The 18,429-nt window shown below is 69.8% G+C and carries 16 protein-coding genes, 1 tRNA gene and 1 riboswitch; of the genes, 5 read left to right on the top strand and 12 right to left on the bottom strand.

All coding sequences use genetic code 11. The features are described 5' to 3' along the window. Positions 1–77: 77 nt before the first annotated feature. Together M8H82_RS35770 and M8H82_RS35765 are read left to right on the top strand one after the other, a co-directional pair. A complete protein-coding gene (locus M8H82_RS35770; RefSeq protein ID WP_250079822.1) occupies positions 78–1,298 on the top strand; it encodes an acetyl-CoA C-acetyltransferase in 1,221 nt (406 codons plus the stop codon). Between the two features lie 274 nt (positions 1,299–1,572). Further along, the gene (locus tag M8H82_RS35765; RefSeq protein ID WP_250079821.1) at positions 1,573–2,355 is read left to right on the top strand and encodes a hypothetical protein; all 783 of its coding nucleotides are present in this window, start codon (positions 1,573–1,575) and stop codon (positions 2,353–2,355) included. A gap of 58 nt (positions 2,356–2,413) precedes the next feature. Here the strand turns inward: M8H82_RS35765 and M8H82_RS35760 are convergent, their stop codons facing one another. Next, positions 2,414–2,725, bottom strand: a complete 312-nt coding sequence (locus M8H82_RS35760; RefSeq protein WP_250079819.1) for a hypothetical protein — start codon at positions 2,723–2,725, stop codon at positions 2,414–2,416. Between the two features lie 102 nt (positions 2,726–2,827). On the opposite strand from M8H82_RS35760, the gene M8H82_RS35755 reads away from it, so the two are divergent. Beyond that, positions 2,828–3,058 carry a DUF4287 domain-containing protein gene (locus M8H82_RS35755; RefSeq protein WP_250079816.1) on the top strand — a complete coding sequence of 77 codons (231 nt, stop codon included), beginning with the start codon at positions 2,828–2,830 and terminating at the stop codon, positions 3,056–3,058. A gap of 69 nt (positions 3,059–3,127) precedes the next feature. Here the strand turns inward: M8H82_RS35755 and M8H82_RS35750 are convergent, their stop codons facing one another. The 3 genes from M8H82_RS35750 to M8H82_RS35740 form a co-directional block, all read right to left on the bottom strand. Then, positions 3,128–4,039, bottom strand: coding sequence for a Bax inhibitor-1/YccA family protein (locus M8H82_RS35750; RefSeq protein WP_250079814.1), 912 nt, complete (start codon positions 4,037–4,039; stop codon positions 3,128–3,130). A gap of 189 nt (positions 4,040–4,228) precedes the next feature. After that, positions 4,229–5,404, bottom strand: coding sequence for a 4-hydroxybenzoate 3-monooxygenase (locus tag M8H82_RS35745; RefSeq protein ID WP_250079812.1), 1,176 nt, complete (start codon positions 5,402–5,404; stop codon positions 4,229–4,231). A 168-nt stretch (positions 5,405–5,572) separates the two neighbouring features. Then, positions 5,573–5,655: transfer RNA gene (locus tag M8H82_RS35740), tRNA-Leu, on the bottom strand. 392 nt (positions 5,656–6,047) lie between these two features. Between M8H82_RS35740 and M8H82_RS35735 the strand changes: the two genes are divergently transcribed. Both M8H82_RS35735 and M8H82_RS35730 read left to right on the top strand, forming a co-directional pair. Beyond that, positions 6,048–6,818, top strand: a complete 771-nt coding sequence (locus M8H82_RS35735; RefSeq protein WP_250079810.1) for an ABC transporter ATP-binding protein — start codon at positions 6,048–6,050, stop codon at positions 6,816–6,818. Beyond that, positions 6,818–9,346 carry an ABC transporter permease gene (locus M8H82_RS35730; protein ID WP_250079808.1) on the top strand — a complete coding sequence of 843 codons (2,529 nt, stop codon included), beginning with the start codon at positions 6,818–6,820 and terminating at the stop codon, positions 9,344–9,346. Before M8H82_RS35735 ends, M8H82_RS35730 begins: the two co-directional genes overlap by 1 nt. A 145-nt stretch (positions 9,347–9,491) precedes the next feature. On the opposite strand, the gene M8H82_RS35725 is transcribed toward M8H82_RS35730, so the two are convergent. The 8 genes from M8H82_RS35725 to M8H82_RS35690 form a co-directional block, all read right to left on the bottom strand. Next, positions 9,492–10,889 carry an NAD(P)/FAD-dependent oxidoreductase gene (locus M8H82_RS35725; RefSeq protein ID WP_250079805.1) on the bottom strand — a complete coding sequence of 466 codons (1,398 nt, stop codon included), beginning with the start codon at positions 10,887–10,889 and terminating at the stop codon, positions 9,492–9,494. 443 nt (positions 10,890–11,332) lie between these two features. After that, the gene (locus M8H82_RS35720) at positions 11,333–12,274 is read right to left on the bottom strand and encodes a Ppx/GppA phosphatase family protein (protein WP_250079803.1); all 942 of its coding nucleotides are present in this window, start codon (positions 12,272–12,274) and stop codon (positions 11,333–11,335) included. Continuing rightward, on the bottom strand, positions 12,271–12,801 hold the full coding sequence (locus M8H82_RS35715) for a DUF501 domain-containing protein (protein ID WP_250079801.1): 531 nt from the start codon (positions 12,799–12,801) through the stop codon (positions 12,271–12,273). Before M8H82_RS35715 ends, M8H82_RS35720 begins: the two co-directional genes overlap by 4 nt. A gap of 19 nt (positions 12,802–12,820) precedes the next feature. After that, the gene (locus tag M8H82_RS35710) at positions 12,821–13,297 is read right to left on the bottom strand and encodes a septum formation initiator family protein (RefSeq protein WP_250079799.1); all 477 of its coding nucleotides are present in this window, start codon (positions 13,295–13,297) and stop codon (positions 12,821–12,823) included. Positions 13,298–13,408: 111 nt separating this feature from the next. Then, positions 13,409–14,698: a phosphopyruvate hydratase gene (gene eno / locus M8H82_RS35705; RefSeq protein WP_250079797.1), complete on the bottom strand. Its 1,290-nt coding sequence runs from the start codon at positions 14,696–14,698 to the stop codon at positions 13,409–13,411. Positions 14,699–14,998: 300 nt separating this feature from the next. Next, a complete protein-coding gene (locus tag M8H82_RS35700; protein WP_250079796.1) occupies positions 14,999–15,694 on the bottom strand; it encodes a transglycosylase family protein in 696 nt (231 codons plus the stop codon). 3 nt (positions 15,695–15,697) lie between these two features. Further along, a riboswitch (cyclic di-AMP (ydaO/yuaA leader) is annotated at positions 15,698–15,876 on the bottom strand. 176 nt (positions 15,877–16,052) lie between these two features. Continuing rightward, on the bottom strand, positions 16,053–17,078 hold the full coding sequence (locus tag M8H82_RS35695) for a transglycosylase family protein (protein ID WP_250079794.1): 1,026 nt from the start codon (positions 17,076–17,078) through the stop codon (positions 16,053–16,055). 181 nt (positions 17,079–17,259) lie between these two features. Continuing rightward, a partial coding sequence (locus tag M8H82_RS35690; RefSeq protein ID WP_250079792.1) for a cytochrome P450 occupies positions 17,260–18,429 on the bottom strand: 1,170 nt, incomplete at its 5' end.

The following is an 18,429-nucleotide window of genomic DNA, read 5'->3' as shown; positions in this document are numbered from 1 at the left end:
CTGATGGCCGTGACCGATGGCTTACGTACAGGTAACTTCCCAACCAGCCCTCTGCCCCGGACGCCAATGGAGCCGTGATGCCCGAAGCCGTGATCGTCTCGACCGCCCGCTCCCCCATCGGCCGCGCCTTCAAGGGCTCCCTCAAGGACCTGCGCCCGGACGATCTCACCGCCACGATCATCCAGGCCGCCCTCGCCAAGGTCCCGGAGCTCGACCCGCGGGACATCGACGACCTGATGCTCGGCTGCGGCCTGCCCGGCGGCGAGCAGGGCAACAACCTCGGCCGGATCGTGGCCGTGCAGATGGGGATGGACCACCTCCCCGGCTGCACCGTCACCCGGTACTGCTCCTCCTCCCTCCAGACCTCCCGCATGGCCCTGCACGCCATCAAGGCCGGTGAGGGCGACGTCTTCATCTCGGCCGGCGTCGAGATGGTCTCCCGCTTCACCAAGGGCAACTCCGACTCGCTGCCCGACACGCACAACCCCTTCTTCGCCGAGGCCGAGGCCCGTACCGAGGCCGTCGCCCAGCAGGAGGGCACCACCTGGCACGACCCGCGCGAGGACGGTCTCGTCCCGGACGCCTACATCGCGATGGGCCAGACCGCCGAGAACCTCGCCCGCTGGAAGGGCGTCACCCGCCAGGACATGGACGAGTTCGGCGTCCGCTCGCAGAACCTCGCCGAGGAAGCCATCAAGAACGGCTTCTGGGAGCGCGAGATCACCCCGGTGACCCTCCCCGACGGCACGGTCGTCGCCAAGGACGACGGCCCGCGCGCCGGCGTCACCCTGGAGGGCGTCCAGGGCCTCAAGCCCGTGTTCCGCCCCGACGGCATGGTCACCGCCGCCAACTGCTGCCCGCTGAACGACGGCGCCGCCGCGGTCGTCATCATGAGCGACACCAAGGCCCGCGAGCTCGGTCTGACCCCGCTCGCCCGCATCGTCTCCACCGGCGTCTCGGGCCTGTCCCCCGAGATCATGGGCCTCGGCCCGGTCGAGGCCTCGCAGCAGGCGCTGCGCCGGGCCGGTCTGTCCATCGACGACATCGACCTGGTCGAGATCAACGAGGCGTTCGCCGCGCAGGTGATCCCCTCCTACCGCGACCTGGGCATCCCGCTGGAGAAGCTGAACGTCAACGGCGGCGCCATCGCCGTCGGTCACCCCTTCGGCATGACCGGCGCCCGGATCACCGGCACGCTGATCAACTCCCTCCAGTTCCACGACAAGCAGTTCGGTCTGGAGACGATGTGCGTCGGCGGCGGCCAGGGCATGGCCATGGTCATCGAGCGCCTGAGCTGACCGTGACCGCAGTAATGCACTGAGTGACCCATAGGCCCAGAACCCGGTAACCGCCCCGGTTCTGGGCCTATTTGTGATCCAATCTCCCCCAGGATGTGACCTATCTCCCTCGGTTGAGGGAGTTCGCAGGTCAGAGGCGTTCCCACGACACCTGGCAGGACCAAAGTCCTGTCCGATTCGTGACGTTACGCACTGACAGCTGGTTAGTCCGCCCTTCAAGCTGATGTAGGAAGTCGGGGGTCGACTTTGAACCGGGAGTACGTCAGTGAGCGCCATGCCGATTGCCCTCCTGCTCACCACGGCAGCCACCGGCGCCGTGGGCGTCGCCGTTCTGCGCACGCTCATGGTGCTGCGCCGGCAGGTCGCGGCCCTGCACACCGAGCTCGCCGCGAACAACGCGGCCGCGGCCCGGGGTCTGGTGCCCGCCGCCCGTCTGTCCCCGGACACCGACGAGATACGCGCCGCGGTGGCCGAGGCCCTGGCGGAGGAGCGTGAGCGCGAGCTCGCGGAGGCGCGCGCGTTCTGGGCGGCCCAGGAGGCCCGGGACGCCTCCGACGCGCCGACGCTGCTGGGCCTGAGCGACAGCGAGCTGTTCCTGCCCCGGCCGGCCGACTTCGTGGGCCTCGAGTCCCTGGAGCCCGTGACCGAGGCGGCGGCGGACGCCGACGAGTTCGCCGGGGACTCCCCGGAACTGGCCGCGGCCCGACGCCGGCACCCCTCGCACCCGGACTTCGTACCGGTGCAGTCACCGGTCGTGAACGACCATGAGCGTACGGTCGCGGCCCTTGAGGACCTCGCCGCCTCCGCCACCGAACTGACCGACGTCCGCCCGGGCCCGCTCGGCACCCTCGACGTCTACGTCTTCGCCGACGGCACCACTCTGTGCATGACCCCGGGCCACCGCGAGACGGCGGAGCGCCTGGCCCAGGCCCTCCGCGCCGGCGAGACCCCGGTCCTGCTCGGCGGTTCGGCCATATCGGGCGCGTACACCCTGACCTTCGCGTGCGGCGAGGAGAACGTGTACATCCTGGCGGACAGGGTCATAGCGAGCCTGTAGATCAGGGGTGCGGGGAGCTGCGCGACAGCTCCCCCGGGCCGCGGCCCGCCGACGCGGCCTAGACCCCCGCCCGCTTCTGCGCCTCCGCCACCAGCTCCATCGCCTCGTCCACCTGGGCCTCGTCCGTGAGCACGAGGCCCAAGTCATGCACGGCGACCGTGATTTGATCAGCGGCGGCGAACATCCCCGCATCGGGCATGACCCGGGGCTCGGCCTCCGGCGCCTCCAGGACCTGCGCCCGCCGGGCCAACTCCCGCGCCAGCGCCAGCGCCTCCGCCGCGGCCCCCCGTTGCAGCCGGGACTGCGGAGCGGCCCGCAAACGGTCGGCGAAGTGATCAACAGCCCGGGTCAGACGCGAAGTATCCACCACGCGGCAACCGTACGCGCAGCACCCGCACTGTTGCCAACACGCGAACGCTCAGGCACGGTGACCTGAAGGACCGGCTTACATCCCCTGCGTCCGGAGGCGCCGATGTCCCACGTCCTCTCCGAGGAGACCCACCGCAACATGCTCGCCCGCATCCCTCATTGCACCGGTCGTGAAGTCTCCGACTGGCTCCGCACCGTTGAAGACGGCCCGTCCCTCGTCCGCTTCGAGGAGAAGGTCAGCTGGCTTCGCCACGAATACGACCTCGCGTACGGCCACGCGAAGGCGATCGTCCACGAGTACGACCTGAGGAGGGCCGCGCGCAAGTTCCTCTAGCCGCGCACTGCTTCGAAGACGCCGAAGGGCCCCGGGTCGTGCAACCCGGGGCCCTTCCGAAGCGGCGAATCAGTCGCTGCTGTTGAGGATCGCGATGATCCTCAGGAACTCCATGTAGATCCAGACCAGCGTCAGCGTGAGGCCGAAGGCGGCGAGCCAGGCCTCCTCGCGCGGGGCACCGTAGGCGATGCCGTCCTCGACCTGCTTGAAGTCCAGGGCGAGGAAGCACGCGCCGAGCAGGATGCCGACGACGCCCATGATGATGCCGAGCGGACCGCTGCGGAAGCCGAGGCCGTCACCGCCGCCGAACACCGCGAACAGCAGGTTGATCGCCATCAGCACGATGAAGCCGAGCGCGGCCGCCATCACGAAGCCGACGAAGCGGCGGTTGACGCGGATCCAGCCCGCCTTGTACGCCACCAGCACGCTGACGAAGACCGCCATCGTGCCGAGCACGGCCTGCATGGCCGCACCGTCGGCGATGCGGTTGTCCACGACACTGGAGACCACGCCGAGGAACACGCCCTCGAACGCGGCGTACGCCAGGATCAGCGCGGGCGAGGCCTTGCGCTTGAAGGACTGCACCAGCGCCAGGACCATGCCGATCAGGCCGGCGCCGATGGCGATGCCGTACGACTTGCCGATGTTGGCGTCGTCGACCGGCAGCAGCGCCCAGGCGAGCGCGGCGAAGACCATCAGGACACCGAGGGTCGTGCCGGTGCGCATGATGACGTCGTCCAGCGTCATCCGGCCAGTGGTGACCGGCGCCTGCGGGGGCGCGCCGTGCTGAAGGTCCTGCTGGGCGTAAGGGTTCTGCGCGTACGGGTTCTGGGCGTAGGGGTTGGCCCCCTGCGGCTGGGCGTACGGGTTGCCCTGCGTGCCCACAGCGGCGCCCCCGGCCTGCGGCTGGGCGCTGAAGCCCGCGTGGCCGTTGTCGCGGCTGAACCCCCGTCGCGAGAAGACCGGGTTGCTGCTCCTCATTTCACTCCTCCATGGCCACCCTGCGCAGCCTTGGCTCAAGAGTAATGGAAAGGCAAAAGAAAGACTCTACTGCCTGGGGAGGATCTTTCCCCCGCTGTGCTGCGCAACACGCTACGCGGATCCGTGATTCCCGGTACCGGAGGGCCCCATTAATGACCAACCCGGGACATGGCCGGAACCCATCGGTGATCAGTCGACCGGGAAGCCCGTGTACGCCTCGGCCAGCTCGGTCTCGGCGGCCCGGGAGGACGTGATCCGCGCGAGCCGGGCGAGCTGGAGCCGGTCCTCGAAGGGGGTGGCGTCCGGGGCGCGGTGCAGCAGCGTCGTCATGTCGTAGGAGAACCGCTCGGCCTGCCACACCCGCCGCAGACAGGTCGCCGAGTAGGCGTCGAGCAGTTCGGCCGAACCGGTCTCCCGCCGGTGGATCAGGGCCCGCGCGAAGGTCACCACGTCCCCCACGGCCAGGTTCAGCCCCTTGGCTCCGGTCGGCGGCACGATGTGCGCCGCGTCGCCGGCCAGGAAGAGCCGGCCGTGGCGCATGGGCTCGTGGACGTAGGAGCGCATCGGGGTGACCGACTTCTGGGTGATCGGGCCGCGGGCGAGCCGCCAGTCGTCGTCCGTCTCGAAGCGGCGCTCCAGCTCGGCCCAGATCTCGTCGTCGGTCCAGGACTCGGGTGCCGTGCCCTCCGGCACCTGGAGGTAGAGGCGGGAGACGGAGGGGGAGCGCATGGACAGCAGGGCGAAGCCGCGGTCGTGGCGGGCGTAGACCAGCTCGTCGTGGGAGGGCGGTACGTCGGCCAGGATGCCGAGCCAGGCGAAGGGGTACGTCCGCTCGAAGGTCCGGCTCAGGTCGGCGGGGACCGCCTTCCTCGCCACGCCCCAGAAGCCGTCGCAGCCGACGACGTAGTCGCAGTCCAGGACGTCCTCGCGGCCCTCGTGGCGGAAGCGGACGCGCGGGCGGTCGGTGGCGGCGTCCTCCACGGCGAGGGCCTCGGCCTCGAAGAGGAGCGGGCCGCCGTCCTTGAGCTGGAGGGCGATGAGGTCCTTGCAGACCTCGGTCTGGGCGTAGACCATCACCGACCGGCCGCCGGTGAGGGCGGGGAAGTCGACGCGGTGGCGGGTGCGGTCGTAGCGGAGCTCTATGCCGTCGTGGCGCAGGCCCTCGCGGTCCATGCGCTCGGCGGCCCCGGCCGCGCGCAGGACGTCGACGGTGCCCTGTTCCAGGATTCCGGCCCGCTGGCGCTGTTCGACGTAGGGGCGGTCGCGGCTCTCCAGGACGACCGAGTCGATGCCGGCGTCGGTGAGGAGCCGGGCGAGGAGGAGGCCCGCGGGGCCGGCTCCGATGATGCCGACGGTGGTGCGCATCGGTCGTTCCCTTCCACGTGATGTTCGTCTGGTGAAGTTTGTTTCACTGGCCTGGTGGCATGAGTCTCCGACCGCAATCAGCCGCTGTCAACGGTCGGTGCGGTGAAGTTCTCGATGAAGGGTGCACGGAATCGGGCCGCGGAACGGCGGCCGCGCGTAGGTCGGAGGTGCCCGGAACCGGACTTGAACCGGTACGCCCGCGAGGGGCAGCGAGGTTTAAGCTCGCCGTGTCTGCATTCCACCATCCGGGCAGGCCATGGGCTCCGCGTCGAGGTTCCGAGCCTATCGGGACGCATCCCCCGAACAGGGGGGAGACGGCGCGATGTTGTCTTATTTTATTGACGTCTGAGGGTGCATCAGCCCACGGAACGGGCCATCCGCACTTGCCAATAGCCTTGCGTGCGATGCTCGGCCACGTATGCGGAATGACGGAATTTCACCGCTTGAACAAGGACGCTCCACCTGTTCTCGACACGACCCTTCTCGGGGGTCGCCGTCATCCCCAGGTATGACACCGCCGCTCCCGGTCCGACCCGAGACTGCCTTCGGAACCGGAACAGCGGCTGACTCCAGGGACACCGGCGGCCATGACGATGGAAGACGTCCCCGAAACACTTCGTCTTCTGTCGAGGAGCGCCTACTCGTGACCACCGCATCCATCGCCGGCCGGGCCACCGCCGTGGCCGCGCGCGCCACGGATCTGTCGAAGATCTACGGACAGGGCGAGACCCAGGTGGTCGCCCTGGACCGGGTCTCCGTCGACTTCCGGCAGGCCGAGTTCACCGCGATCATGGGCCCGTCCGGCTCCGGCAAGTCCACGCTGATGCACTGCGTGGCGGGCCTCGACACCTTCTCCTCCGGCTCGGTGCGCATCGGCGAGACCGAGCTGGGGTCGCTGAAGGACAAGCAGCTCACCAAGTTGCGCCGGGACAAGATCGGCTTCATCTTCCAGGCGTTCAACCTGCTGCCGACGCTGACCGCGCGGGAGAACATCACCCTCCCGATGGCCATCGCGGGACGCAAGCCCGACAAGGAGTGGCTCGACTCGGTGATCCGGATGGTGGGGCTGGCCGACCGGCTCTCCCACCGCCCCTCCCAGCTCTCCGGCGGTCAGCAGCAGCGGGTCGCCGTGGCCCGCGCGCTCGCCTCCCGGCCGGACATCATCTTCGGCGACGAGCCGACCGGAAACCTCGACTCCCGCTCCGGCGCCGAGGTGCTGGGCTTCCTGCGCAACTCCGTACGGGAGTTGGGGCAGACCGTGGTGATGGTGACCCATGACCCGGTGGCCGCCGCCTACGCGGACCGGGTGGTCTTCCTCGCCGACGGCCGGATCGTGGACGAGATGTACCGCCCCACCGCCGACGGGGTCCTGGACTTCCTGAAGCAGTTCGACGCGAAGGGCCGCACCAGCTGATGTTCCGCACCGCCCTGCGCAACGTCCTCGCGCACAAAGCCCGCCTCATGATGACCGTGCTCGCCGTGATGCTCGGCGTGGCCTTCGTCTCCGGCACGCTGGTCTTCACCAACACCATCTCCGACGCCTACCGCAACAGCTCCGCCAAGGGCTTCGACCATGTCGACGTGGCCGTCCGGCCCGATCACCAGGAGAGCAAGGGCAATACGGTCGGCAAGACCCCCGAACTGACGGAGGCGCTGCTCGCCGAGAGCGCGAAGGTGCCGGGGGCCGCCTCCGCCACCGGCGTCGTGGGCGGCTTCACCGCCATCGCCGACAAGGACGGCGACCTCATCGGCAAGGGCTGGCAGTCGGAGGGCGGCAACTACTCCGGCGCCGAGGACCCCCGCTACCCGCTGGTCGACGGGCACGCCCCGAGCGGCAAGGACGAGGTGCTGCTCGACGCCAAGACCGCCGAGCGGGGCGGATACCGGGTCGGCGACACCGTACGGATCTCGGTCGACGGCCCGGTGCTGAAGCCGACCGTCACCGGCATCTTCACCACCGACGACGGCAATGTCGCCGCGGGCGGCAGCCTGGCCCTGTTCGACACGGCGACCGCCCAGCGGCTGTTCGGCAAGTCCGGGACGTACGACGAGATCGACGTCCGGGCCGAGGCGGGCGTCAGCCAGGCCGCGCTCAAGGCCGCGCTGGACAAGGCGCTGCCCGGCGACCTCGTCGAGACGACCACCGGCCGCCAACTCGCCGACGACCAGGCGGAGCGGATCTCCTCCGAGATGGGCAGCTTCCGGCAGATGCTGCTCGTCTTCGCGGGCATCGCGCTCTTCGTGGGCACCTTCATCATCGCCAACACCTTCACCATGCTGGTCGCCCAGCGCACCCGGGAGCTCGCACTGCTGCGGGCGGTCGGCGCCTCGCGCCGGCAGATCACCCGGTCGGTGCTGATCGAGGCGTTCGTGGTCGGCGCGGTGGCCGGAGTGGCCGGTCTGGTCGCGGGCATCGGCATCGGGGCGGGCCTGCGCTCGCTCATGGGCTCGCTCGACGCGACCGCCCCCGACGGGCCGCTGGTGATCTCGCCCGGCACGGTCGTGACCGCGCTCGCGGTCGGCGTGGTGATCACCATGCTGGCGGCCTGGCTGCCGGGCCGCCGGGCGGCGAAGATCGCGCCGGTCGCGGCGATGAGCAGCCTGCACGCCCCGGCCACGACCAAGTCGCTGGTGCTGCGCAACACGCTCGGCGCGCTGTTCGCCGGCGCGGGGGTCGCGGTCGTCCTGGCGGCGACGGCGATGGACGGCTCGGACGGTCAGGCCCCCATGGGTCTCGGCGCGGTCCTGCTGATCATCGGTGTCTTCGTCCTGACGCCGCTGCTGTCCCGCCCGCTGATCGCGGCGGCCTCTCCGGTACTGCGGATCTTCGGGGTCTCGGGCAAGCTCGCCCGGCAGAACTCCGTGCGCAACCCCCGCCGTACGGCCACCACCGCCTCGGCGCTGATGATCGGGCTCACCCTGATCACCGGGATGACCGTGATGGCGGGCAGCCTCCAGCAGGCGATCGACAAGATGGCCAGTTCGGCGCTGCGCGCGGACTACGTGGTCTCCATGGCGAACGGCAACGGCCTCTCCCCCGACATCGACGGCAAGCTGCGCGAGCTGGACGGGGTCACGGCCACCAGCCCGCTGCGCAACGCCCCCTCCCGGATCGACGGCGAGACCGAGTACCTGACCGGCGTCGACGGCTCCTCGATCGCCGACCTGACCGAACTGCCCATGGACAGCGGCACCTTCGAGGTCGGCGGCACCCGGGTGGTCGTCGACGACGACACCGCCGCCGCGCACGGCTGGCGCACCGGTTCGAGCTTCACCGCGCACTACGAGGACGGCAAGGCCGAGCGCCTGACGGTCGCCGGGGTGTACGTGGGCAACGAGATGATCAGCGGGATCATGCTCGACAACGGCACGCTCACTCCCCACCTCACCGACCCGACCGACATGCAGGTCATGGTGAAGACGGCCGCCGGTGCCTCGGAGGCGACGAAGGACGCGCTGGAGAAGGCGCTGGGCGCCAACCCGGCGATCAAGGTCCAGGACAAGAAGGACCTCTCCACCGAGATCGCGCAGATGTTCACGCTGATCCTGAACATGGTCTACGGACTGCTCGCGATGGCGGTGATCGTGGCGGTGCTCGGCGTCATCAACACCCTCGCGATGTCGGTGTTCGAGCGGTCCCAGGAGATCGGCATGCTCCGCGCGATCGGCCTGGACCGCAAGGGCATCAAGCGGATGGTCCGGCTGGAGTCCCTGGTGATCTCGCTGTTCGGCGGGGTGCTGGGTATCGGCCTGGGCGTGTTCTTCGGCTGGGCGGCCGGTGAACTGCTCGCGTCGCGGATGGCGACGTACGAACTGGTCCTGCCCTGGGCCCGGATGGGCGTCTTCCTGCTGCTGGCGGCGACCGTGGGGGTGCTGGCGGCGCTGTGGCCGGCCCGGCGGGCGGCACGGCTGAACATGCTCGCGGCGATCAAGTCGCAGTAGGGCACCGGCCGAAGAGCCGGAAAAGGGCCCCGCTTCCCGAGGGAGCGGGGCCCTTCGGCGTCTCGTCGGCGCCGCCGTACGACGCCGAAGGGCCTCCCGCACCACGGATGGCGGGAGGCCCTTCGGATGGATCAGTGACCCGAGGTCAGGAGGCCTTGGCCTTCTCCTCGGTCTTCACGGTCTTCTCGGCCTTCGCGGGAGCCGCGGGCGCCGGCTTGGCCGCCTCGTAGAACTCCTCGCGCGGGGACTCCAGAGCACCCAGGGCGACGACCTCGCGCTTGAGGAACATGCCGAGCGTCCAGTCGGCGAAGACGCGGATCTTGCGGTTCCAGGTCGGCATCGCCAGGCCGTGGTAGCCGCGGTGCATGTACCACGCCAGCCGGCCCTTGAGCTTGATCTTCATCTTGCCCATGACGATCATCGCGACGCCCTTGTGGAGGCCGAGGCCCGCCACCGCACCCTTGTTGGCGTGGCTGTAGTCCTTCTGCGGGAAGCCCCGCATGCCGGAGACCACGTTGTCGCCGAGGACCTTGGCCTGCCGCAGCGCGTGCTGCGCGTTGGGCGGGCACCAGGCGTTCGGGTTACCGGCCTTGCGGCCGGCCAGGTCCGGGACCTGGGCGTTGTCGCCCGCGGCCCAGATGTAGTCGGTGCCGGTGACCTGGAGGGTCGGCCGGCAGTCGACGTGACCGCGGGGGCCGAGCGGCAGGCCGAAGCGGCTGAGGACGGGGTTCGGCTTGACGCCGGCCGTCCAGACGATGGTGCTGGAGTCGACCTCCAGGCCGTTCTTCAGCACCACGTGGCCGTCGACGCAGGAGTCCATGGAGGTGGAGAGGTAGACCTCGACCCCGCGGGCCTCCAGGTGCTCCTTGCCGTACTGGCCGAGCTTGGGGCCGACCTCGGGGAGGATCTTGTCCGCGGCGTCGACGAGGATGAACCGCATGTCCTCGCGGGAGACGTTGGAGTAGTACTTGGCCGCGTCGCGGGCCATGTCCTCGACCTCGCCGATGGTCTCCGCGCCCGCGAAGCCACCGCCGATGAAGACGAAGGTGAGCGCCTTGCGGCGGATCTCCTCGTCGGTGGTGGAGTCGGCCTTGTCCAGCTGCTCCAGCACGTGGTTGCGCAGGCCGATGGCCTCCTCGATGCCCTTCATGCCGATGCCTTGCTCGGCGAGGCCGGGGATCGGGAAGGTGCGGGAGACCGCGCCCATCGCGATGACCAGGTAGTCGAACGGCAGCTCGTACGCCTCGCCCACGAGGGGGGCGATCGTGGCGACCTTGCGGTCCTGGTCGATGGTGGTGACCCGGCCGGTGAGGACCTCCGCCTTGGGCAGCACGCGTCGCAGCGGGACGACGACGTGGCGCGGGGAGATGCTGCCGGCGGCGGTTTCGGGGAGGAAGGGCTGGTAGGTCATGTACGACCGGGGGTCGACGACCGTGACGGTCGCCTCGCCGTAGCGCATCTTCTTGAGAATGCGCCGAGCTGCGTACAGGCCTACGTACCCACCGCCTACTACGAGGATCCTGGGACGCTCCGTGGTGCTCATGCCATCGAGTATCCACCCGCCTCAGGGGGGTCGCTCGTGCGCCCCTTCACAAGCTTCCTCAAGGGGTGTGCTATCCTCCGCCGCTCACGTGATCCATGTCATGGCGGCGAGGGGGAACCGCGGTGTACGGCGGACCGTTGTCAATGCCGCGTGAGCTGCCTCTCTGAGCGTTCGGGGCCACCGTGAGCCCCCCGAAACAGTCCCTCGCGAGCCCCTCTCCCTGGACCCTCCCGGACCCCTTCTGAACACGTTCAAGCGGGTGCGGGACCCTCGGAAGGGTCAACCGGCCCCCTTCCGGACCCCTAGCGGGCCAAATTCCTTGTGAAGAACTTCACGAACTTTCCCGACGGGGTGTCGCCGAGGGGCCCTCAAGGACCCCTCGAACGCGCTCAGACGCTACCTGACCTGCTCAGCCGAGGCTACCGATCAGTAACAAAGGAGAGCTACGCCACCGACCAGGCGATGCCGTCGAGGATGTCGTGCTCACTGACGACGACCTCCTCGGCACCGATCCGCTCCATGATCGCCAGCAGGACGAGGGCCCCCGCCGCGATGACGTCCACGCGGCCGGGGTGCATCGCGGGAATCGCGGCGCGCTCGGCGTGGGTGGAACGCAGCAGCCACTCGGTGATCTCGCGGACGCGGTCGCGGGAGACCCGGGAGTGGTGGATGGCCGCCGAGTCGTAGGCGGGCAGCTCCTGGGCGATGGCGGAGACCGTGGTGACGGACCCGGCGAGCCCCACCAGGGTGTGCGCCTCCCGCAGCGGCACGGTCCGCTCGGCGAGGTCGAGAGCGGCCTCGATGTCGGCCCGTACGGCGGCGATCTGCTCCTCGCAGGGTGGGTCGGAGACGACTCCGTCCCGCACCAGGTGCCGCTCGGTCATCCGCACGCACCCGATGTCGACGGAGCGCGCGGCGCGCACGTGCTCCTCCCCCACGACGAACTCGGTCGACCCGCCGCCGATGTCCACCACCAGGTAGGGCTTGGGCAGGTGATCCTGCCCGGCCAGCTCCCGGGTGGCGCCGGTGAAGGAGAACTCGGCCTCCTGGTCCCCGCTGATCACCTCGGGCTCGACCCCGAGGATGCCGACGACCCCGCGCACGAAGTCCTCGCGGTTCTCGGCGTCCCGGGAGGCGGAGGTGGCCACGAAGCGGACGCGCTCGGCGCCGTGCTCCTTGATGGCCGCCGCGTACTCGCGGCAGGCGACGAAGGTCCGCTCCAGCGCCTCGGGGGCGAGCCGCCCGGTCCGGTCCACGCCCTGCCCGAGCCGCACGATGGTCATACGGCGGTCCAGATCGACCAGTTCGCCCGTCGCCGGGTCGCAGTCGGCGACGAGGAGCCGGATGGAGTTGGTACCGCAGTCGATGGCGGCGACGCGGGTCATCCGGCCGCCTCCTGACCCTGCGTCACACACGTCCCCTTGCGCCACCACTGCGGCAGCATCGCGAGGGCCTCGTCGCCGAGCGGGTTGACACCGGGGCCGGCGGCCAGCGAGTGGGCCACCAGGACGTGCAGGCACTTCACCCGGTCCGGCATGCCGCCCGCGCTCGGGAAGCCCGTCAGCTCCTCGATCTCGTCCCGGCGCCGGATGTAGTCCTCGTGCGCGGCGCGGTAGGCGGCGGCCAGTTCGGGGTCCCGCTCCAGCCGCTCGGTCATCTCCTTCATCACGCCGTTCGCCTCCAGCGTGCCGATCGCGGAGTTCGCCTTCGGGCACGTCAGGTAGTACAGCGTCGGGAAGGGCGTGCCGTCCGGCAGCCGGGGTGCCGTCTCCACCACGTCCGGCTGCCCGCACGGGCAGCGGTGCGCGATGGCCCGCAGCCCGCGCGGCGGCCGGCCGAGCTGCTGCTTGAAGGCCTCGACGTCCGCGTCGGTCGGCTCGGTCCGCGGGGTGGTGGGCGGGGGCGTTTCCATCACAGTCTTTCGTCTCTATCTATCGGTCGGCGGCGTCGGACTTGTCGACCCCGTCCCAGACGTTCGCGTACCAGGGCCGGTCCGCCGCGCCCAGGTCGGTGCGCGTCTGCTTCGCCGCGTCCGGATCGACCACCACGAAACCGGTCTCACCCGGCATCACATAGTGCAGCCGCTCCCGGATCCGCTGCTCCGCGTAGGCGTCGTCCTGCCAGCGTGCCTTGAGATCGCGCAGCTCCTCCACCCGCTCGCGGGCCTGCTGCTTCTGCTGCTCCAGATCGGCGATCTCGGCGCGCTGGGCGACGTACTGCCTTATCGGATAGGCGAGCGCGACGACCAGGGAGCAGACGACGAGGGCGAGCAGGGCCGCGCGGCCGGTGAGCCGGGAGCGGCGGGCCTGCCGCTTGGTCTGCGAGCGGTAGACACGGGCCGCCGTCTGTTCCCCGAGCAACCGGATCCTGGTCGTGGTGGAGAAACGGTCCCGGTCCTTGACGGCCATCTCTCACTCCCGTTCACACACGCGCGTACGTCCCCGCACACGGTACGGGACCGAGTACGGGGACGTACGTACGACTGGCTATGCCGTCAGCAGCCTCAGCCCTTGCTGCCCCTACTGGTTCGCAGAGCGAAACCGGGGGAACGCCGAGCGGCCGGCGTACACCGCGGCGTCGTCGAGGATCTCCTCGATGCGCAGCAGCTGGTTGTACTTGGCGACGCGCTCGGAGCGGGCCGGGGCGCCGGTCTTGATCTGGCCGCAGTTGGTGGCGACGGCGAGGTCGGCGATGGTGACGTCCTCGGTCTCGCCGGAGCGGTGGGACATCATGCACTTGAAGCCGCTGCGCTGGGCGAGCTCCACGGCGTCCAGGGTCTCGGTCAGCGAACCGATCTGGTTCACCTTCACGAGCAGCGCGTTGGCCGCGCCCTCCTCGATGCCGCGGGCCAGGCGCTCCGGGTTGGTGACGAACAGGTCGTCGCCGACGAGCTGGACCTTGTCACCGAGCTTCTCGGTGATGGTCTGCCAGCCCTGCCAGTCGTCCTCGAACAGCGGGTCCTCGATGGAGACCAGCGGGTACGCCTCGACGAGCTCGGCGTAGTACTCGGTCATCTCGGCCGCCGAGCGCTCCTTGCCCTCGAAGGTGTAGACGCCGTCCTTGTAGAACTCGGAGGCGGCGACGTCGAGCGCGAGGGCGATCTGCTCGCCGGGGGTGTAGCCGGCTTCCTTGATCGCTTCGAGGATGAGGTCGAGGGCCTCGCGGTTGGAGCCGAGGTTCGGGGCGAAGCCGCCCTCGTCGCCGAGGCCGGTGGCCAGGCCCTTGCCCTTCAGCACCTTCTTGAGGGTGTGGTAGACCTCGGTGCCCCAGCGCAGCGCCTCGGAGAAGGACTCCGCGCCGATCGGGGCGATCATGAACTCCTGGATGTCCACGTTGGAGTCGGCGTGCGAGCCGCCGTTCAGGATGTTCATCATCGGCACCGGCAGCAGGTGCGCGTTCGGGCCGCCCAGGTAGCGGAAGAGCGGCAGGTCGCTGGCCTCGGAGGCGGCGTGGGCGACGGCGAGCGAGACGCCGAGGATGGCGTTGGCGCCGAGCGAGCCCTTGTTGTCGGTGGCGTCCAGGTCGAACATCGCCTGGTCGATCAGGCGCTGCTCGGTGGCGTCGTAGCCGACCAGCTCCGGGCCGATCTGCTCGATGACGGCGAGGACGGCCTTCTCGACACCCTTGCCGTGGTAGCGGTTCGGGTCACCGTCGCGGAGCTCGATGGCCTCGAAGGCGCCGGTGGAAGCGCCGGACGGAACGGCGGCACGACCCGTGCTGCCGTCGTCGAGGCCGACCTCGACCTCGACCGTGGGGTTGCCTCGGGAGTCCAGGATTTCCCGGGCTACGACGACGTCGATGGACGGCACGAGCATCTCCTTCTTGGGATGTGACGCTGGAAGTGCGGGGCACGTGAGCCTTGCGACTAGAGCCTATCCGCCTCTGGGACATAGGCCAGCCGACCGACCGTCCCGTGGACAAGGACAGACGGTACCCATTGTTTGCCAGCGGAACAAAGGGCTGGTGACAACCAGGCAAAGAAAACCCCGCTCCGGTGCGTACGGGGGAACACGCACCGGAGCGGGGGGCCCGTGGGGACGGGGGAGGCCCTCACGAGGCCTTCAGTGTGAAGGACGCGTCTATGAGAGCGCTGTGGTTCGGCTACGGGACTACTTGAGGTGCAGTTGCTGACCGGGGTAGATCAGGTCGGCATCCGTGACGATGTCCTTGTTCAGCTTGAAGAGCTTCTCCCAGCCGCCCTTGACGTCGTGCTCCTCGGCGATGGTGCTGAGGGTGTCACCGGTGACGACCTTGTACTCGCCGTCGCCCTTCTTGACCTTCTTGCCGGTCGGGGTGGTGACGGTCTTCTGCTTCTGCGCCGGACGCTCGGTGGAACGCGAGGCGGACTGCTCCTCGGTCGAGCGGGTGGAGGTCTCGGGGCTGGCCTCGGGGCTGCTCTCGGTGGAGCCGGCGCTCGAGCCGCCGGTGTAGGCGGCGCTCGACAGGCCGACGCCGCAGTGCGGCCACGCGCCCTTGCCCTGACCGGCGAGCACCTTCTCGGCGATCTCGATCTGCTGGGCCTTGCTGGCCTGGTCGGCGGTGGAGGCGTACTGGGTGCCGCCGTACGCGGCCCAGGTGGAGGCCGAGAACTGCAGGCCGCCGTAGTAGCCGTTGCCGGTGTTGATGGACCAGTTGCCGCCGGACTCGCACTGGGCGACGGCCTCCCACTCGGAGGCGGTGGCGGCGGAGGCGTTGCCGGCCACCATCAGCGGAGCGGCGACGGCGGCGCCGGTGACGCCGGCGATGGCGATGGCGCGGGTGGCCTTGGACGGACGGCGGTGCTTGCCCTTGCCGGAAAACAGCATGGTGGATCCCCTCACCGACGCCTGCGAGGTGAGCTGTCGGGTTCGGGCCGGTTGAGTTGCCCGGCCGCGCACCCTTCGGTGCGCGGCTTCACCCCAAGCCGGTTCCGGTGTCGAGTTGCCTCAACCGCCGGTTCCGGCGCTTACCTTGGGTCCCCCGCTCCTGCCTACGGCGCTTGACGCGACGACTGTTCCCGGACGGCCGCTGGCAGGATTCGGCGTTGCGGCAGCCGGGGCTCGTGTTGGGCGAGCGGTCCGACGGTAGACACGCGATCCGCGGAATTTCAAAGACGATCAGGGCTTCTGAGACTCATCCCACACTTTCGCCAAACCGGACATTCGGCACTAAGTGTGACGTGAACTACCGCTGGTTTTCGCCCGGTTCGCCCACTACTTCAAGGGTCTGACCGGGGATGATGAGGTCGGGGTCGGTGCCGACGGTCTCCTTGTTCGCGGTATAGAGCCCGCGCCATCCGCCGCTCACGTCAAGGGAGTCGGCGATGCCGACGAGACTGTCGCCGACCCGGACGACGTACGAGCCGTCCGCGGCACTCTTCTCGCCACTCCGGCCGGCGCTCTCGTCGGCGGGTTCGCCGCGGTGGCGGCCGGTGCCACCGGAGCCGGTGTCGGTGAGGGCGGAATCGCCCAGGATCTGGCCGGAGTTGTCCGAGTTGTCCCGTCCCGGGGTGGCCGCGGGCTCATTCTCGGCTTCCGGGGAGGAGTCACCCTCGGGCGACTGCGAAGACTCGGCCGACTCGGCGGCATCCGCGGATTCGGATGACTTGTCCGACTTGGTCGAGTTGTCCGTGGCTTTGGCCGACGGGGAGGAGCTGGGCCCCGACTCGGCGGAGCCGTCGACGGAATCGCTGTCGAGGGAGTCGCCGTCGAGGGAGTTGAGCAGACCGGACGAATCGGACGCGCCGGAGGAGGCGGAAGAGTTGGTCGATTCCGATGATTCGGGCGAAGCGGACTCATCGTCCGCGACTCCCGTGTCGATGTCGACCGAACCCGACTCGGTGTCGAGACCGGAGAGCGGGCCGCAGGTCGGCCAGGCGGCGAGGCCCTGGTCGGCGAGGATGCGCTCGGCGACGGCGATCTGCTGGGAGCGGCTGGCCTGGTCCGCGGAGGCGGCGTACCTCGTGCCGCCGTACCGCTCCCAGTTCTCCTGGGTGACCTGGAGGCCGCCGTAGTAGCCGTTGCCGCTGTCCTCGCTCCACGAGGCACCGCTCTCGCACTCCGCCACCCGATCCCAGGTGGTGCCCTCGGCCGCGCTGGCGCCCGAGGCGCCGAGGAGCGGGATGGCGATGGCGGAGCCGGTCACTCCGGCCGCGACGATGAGAGCCGGAGCCTGGCGGGGGCGACGGTGACGACCGTTCCCGGAGAGCATGCGGGGGCCTTTCGAAGACAGCAGGGACCGGCGCGGCGCCGCTGACGCGAGGCGCCGCGCTGACGAGTGAACGTATCGGCAGACGATCACTTGTCACAAGTTAATGCCGCGCAGATCACGTGAAGATCACAGACTTGAGGGTGTGTCACATTTGACCTGACGGTCCGTCGAGTCGGCCGGCTCAGCCGCTCGGGGTGAACTCGACCGGAAGCGTCCGCAGTCCGCGCATGATGAGACCCCCGCGCCAGCGCAGGTCGTCCGGTTCCGCCGCGAGCCGGAGGTCCGGGAGCCGGCGCAGCAGGGTGGCCAGCGCGGTCTGGCCCTCCAGGCGGGCGAGCGGGGCGCCGAGGCAGTAGTGGATGCCGTGGCCGTAGCCGAGGTGCTGGTTGTCGCGGCGGGAGAGGTCGAGCGTGTCGGGGTCGGCGAACCGCTCCGGGTCCCGGTCGGCGGCGGCGAGCACGACGAGGACCGGGTCGCCGGGGGCGATGTCCTGGCCGCCGACGGTGAGCGGCTGCGTGGCGAAGCGCCAGGTGGCGAGCTCCACGGGGCCGTCGTAGCGGAGGAGTTCCTCCACGCCGGTCTCGAGGAGGGCCGTCTCCTGCGCGGCGAGGGACTCCTGGAGGCGGGCCCGCTGGTCGGGGTGGGTCAGCAGGGCGAAGGTGCCGTTTCCGATCAGATTGACCGTGGTCTCGAACCCCGCGAAGAGAAGGATGAAGGCCATGGCGGCGGCCTCGTTCTCGGTGAGGTGCTCGCCGTGGTCGGAGGCGCGGATGAGACCGGAGATGAGGTCCTCGCCGGGAGCGGGCATGTCGGGCAGCGCCTCGCGCTTGCGGTGGATGAGGTCGGCGAGGTAGCCGCGCATCTTCTTCACGGACCGCGCGACTCCGCCCCGGGGACCGCCCTGGTGGCGGATCATCATGCCCGCCCAGTCCCGGAAGTCGTCCTGGTCCTCGCGGGGCACGCCGAGCAGGTCGCAGATGGCGTAGATGGGGAGCGGGAACGCGAACTCGTGGATGAGGTCGGCGGAACCCCGGTCGGCGAACTGGTCGATGAGGTGGTCGGTCAGCTCCTGCACGCGCGGGGCGAACTCGGCGACCCTGCGGGGCGTGAACGCCTTGCTGACGAGCCGTCGCAGCCGGGTGTGGTCCGGGGGGTCGATGTTGAGCAGATGCGTCATCAGCTCGGCCTTGCGCTCACCGGGGATACCGGTCTTGCCCTTGGCGTGCGCGGGCTCGTCGTGATGCGCGGGGTTCTTGCTGAGCCGCTGATCGGCCAGCGCCTGCTTGGCATCGGCGTACCGCGTGACCAGCCAGGCCTCCACCCCACTGGGCAACGTCGTCCGACGCACGGG

Source organism: Streptomyces sp. YS415, assembly GCF_023544665.1.
GTDB lineage: Bacteria > Actinomycetota > Actinomycetes > Streptomycetales > Streptomycetaceae > Streptomyces.
This window is presented reverse-complemented; position numbering and strand designations above follow the sequence as displayed.

What these genes read in the sequence shown, in the direction of transcription:
- M8H82_RS35710 (WP_250079799.1), bottom strand. Translation starts at nt 13,297, where the DNA reads ATGGCCGTCAAGGACCGGGACCGTTTCTCCACCACGACCAGGATCCGG.
- M8H82_RS35755 (WP_250079816.1), top strand. Translation starts at nt 2,828, where the DNA reads ATGTCCCACGTCCTCTCCGAGGAGACCCACCGCAACATGCTCGCCCGC.
- M8H82_RS35715 (WP_250079801.1), bottom strand. Translation starts at nt 12,801, where the DNA reads ATGGAAACGCCCCCGCCCACCACCCCGCGGACCGAGCCGACCGACGCG.
- M8H82_RS35720 (WP_250079803.1), bottom strand. Translation starts at nt 12,274, where the DNA reads ATGACCCGCGTCGCCGCCATCGACTGCGGTACCAACTCCATCCGGCTC.
- M8H82_RS35730 (WP_250079808.1), top strand. Translation starts at nt 6,818, where the DNA reads ATGTTCCGCACCGCCCTGCGCAACGTCCTCGCGCACAAAGCCCGCCTC.
- M8H82_RS35695 (WP_250079794.1), bottom strand. Translation starts at nt 17,078, where the DNA reads ATGCTCTCCGGGAACGGTCGTCACCGTCGCCCCCGCCAGGCTCCGGCT.
- M8H82_RS35745 (WP_250079812.1), bottom strand. Translation starts at nt 5,404, where the DNA reads ATGCGCACCACCGTCGGCATCATCGGAGCCGGCCCCGCGGGCCTCCTC.
- M8H82_RS35770 (WP_250079822.1), top strand. Translation starts at nt 78, where the DNA reads ATGCCCGAAGCCGTGATCGTCTCGACCGCCCGCTCCCCCATCGGCCGC.
- M8H82_RS35750 (WP_250079814.1), bottom strand. Translation starts at nt 4,039, where the DNA reads ATGAGGAGCAGCAACCCGGTCTTCTCGCGACGGGGGTTCAGCCGCGAC.
- M8H82_RS35700 (WP_250079796.1), bottom strand. Translation starts at nt 15,694, where the DNA reads ATGCTGTTTTCCGGCAAGGGCAAGCACCGCCGTCCGTCCAAGGCCACC.
- M8H82_RS35725 (WP_250079805.1), bottom strand. Translation starts at nt 10,889, where the DNA reads ATGAGCACCACGGAGCGTCCCAGGATCCTCGTAGTAGGCGGTGGGTAC.
- M8H82_RS35765 (WP_250079821.1), top strand. Translation starts at nt 1,573, where the DNA reads ATGCCGATTGCCCTCCTGCTCACCACGGCAGCCACCGGCGCCGTGGGC.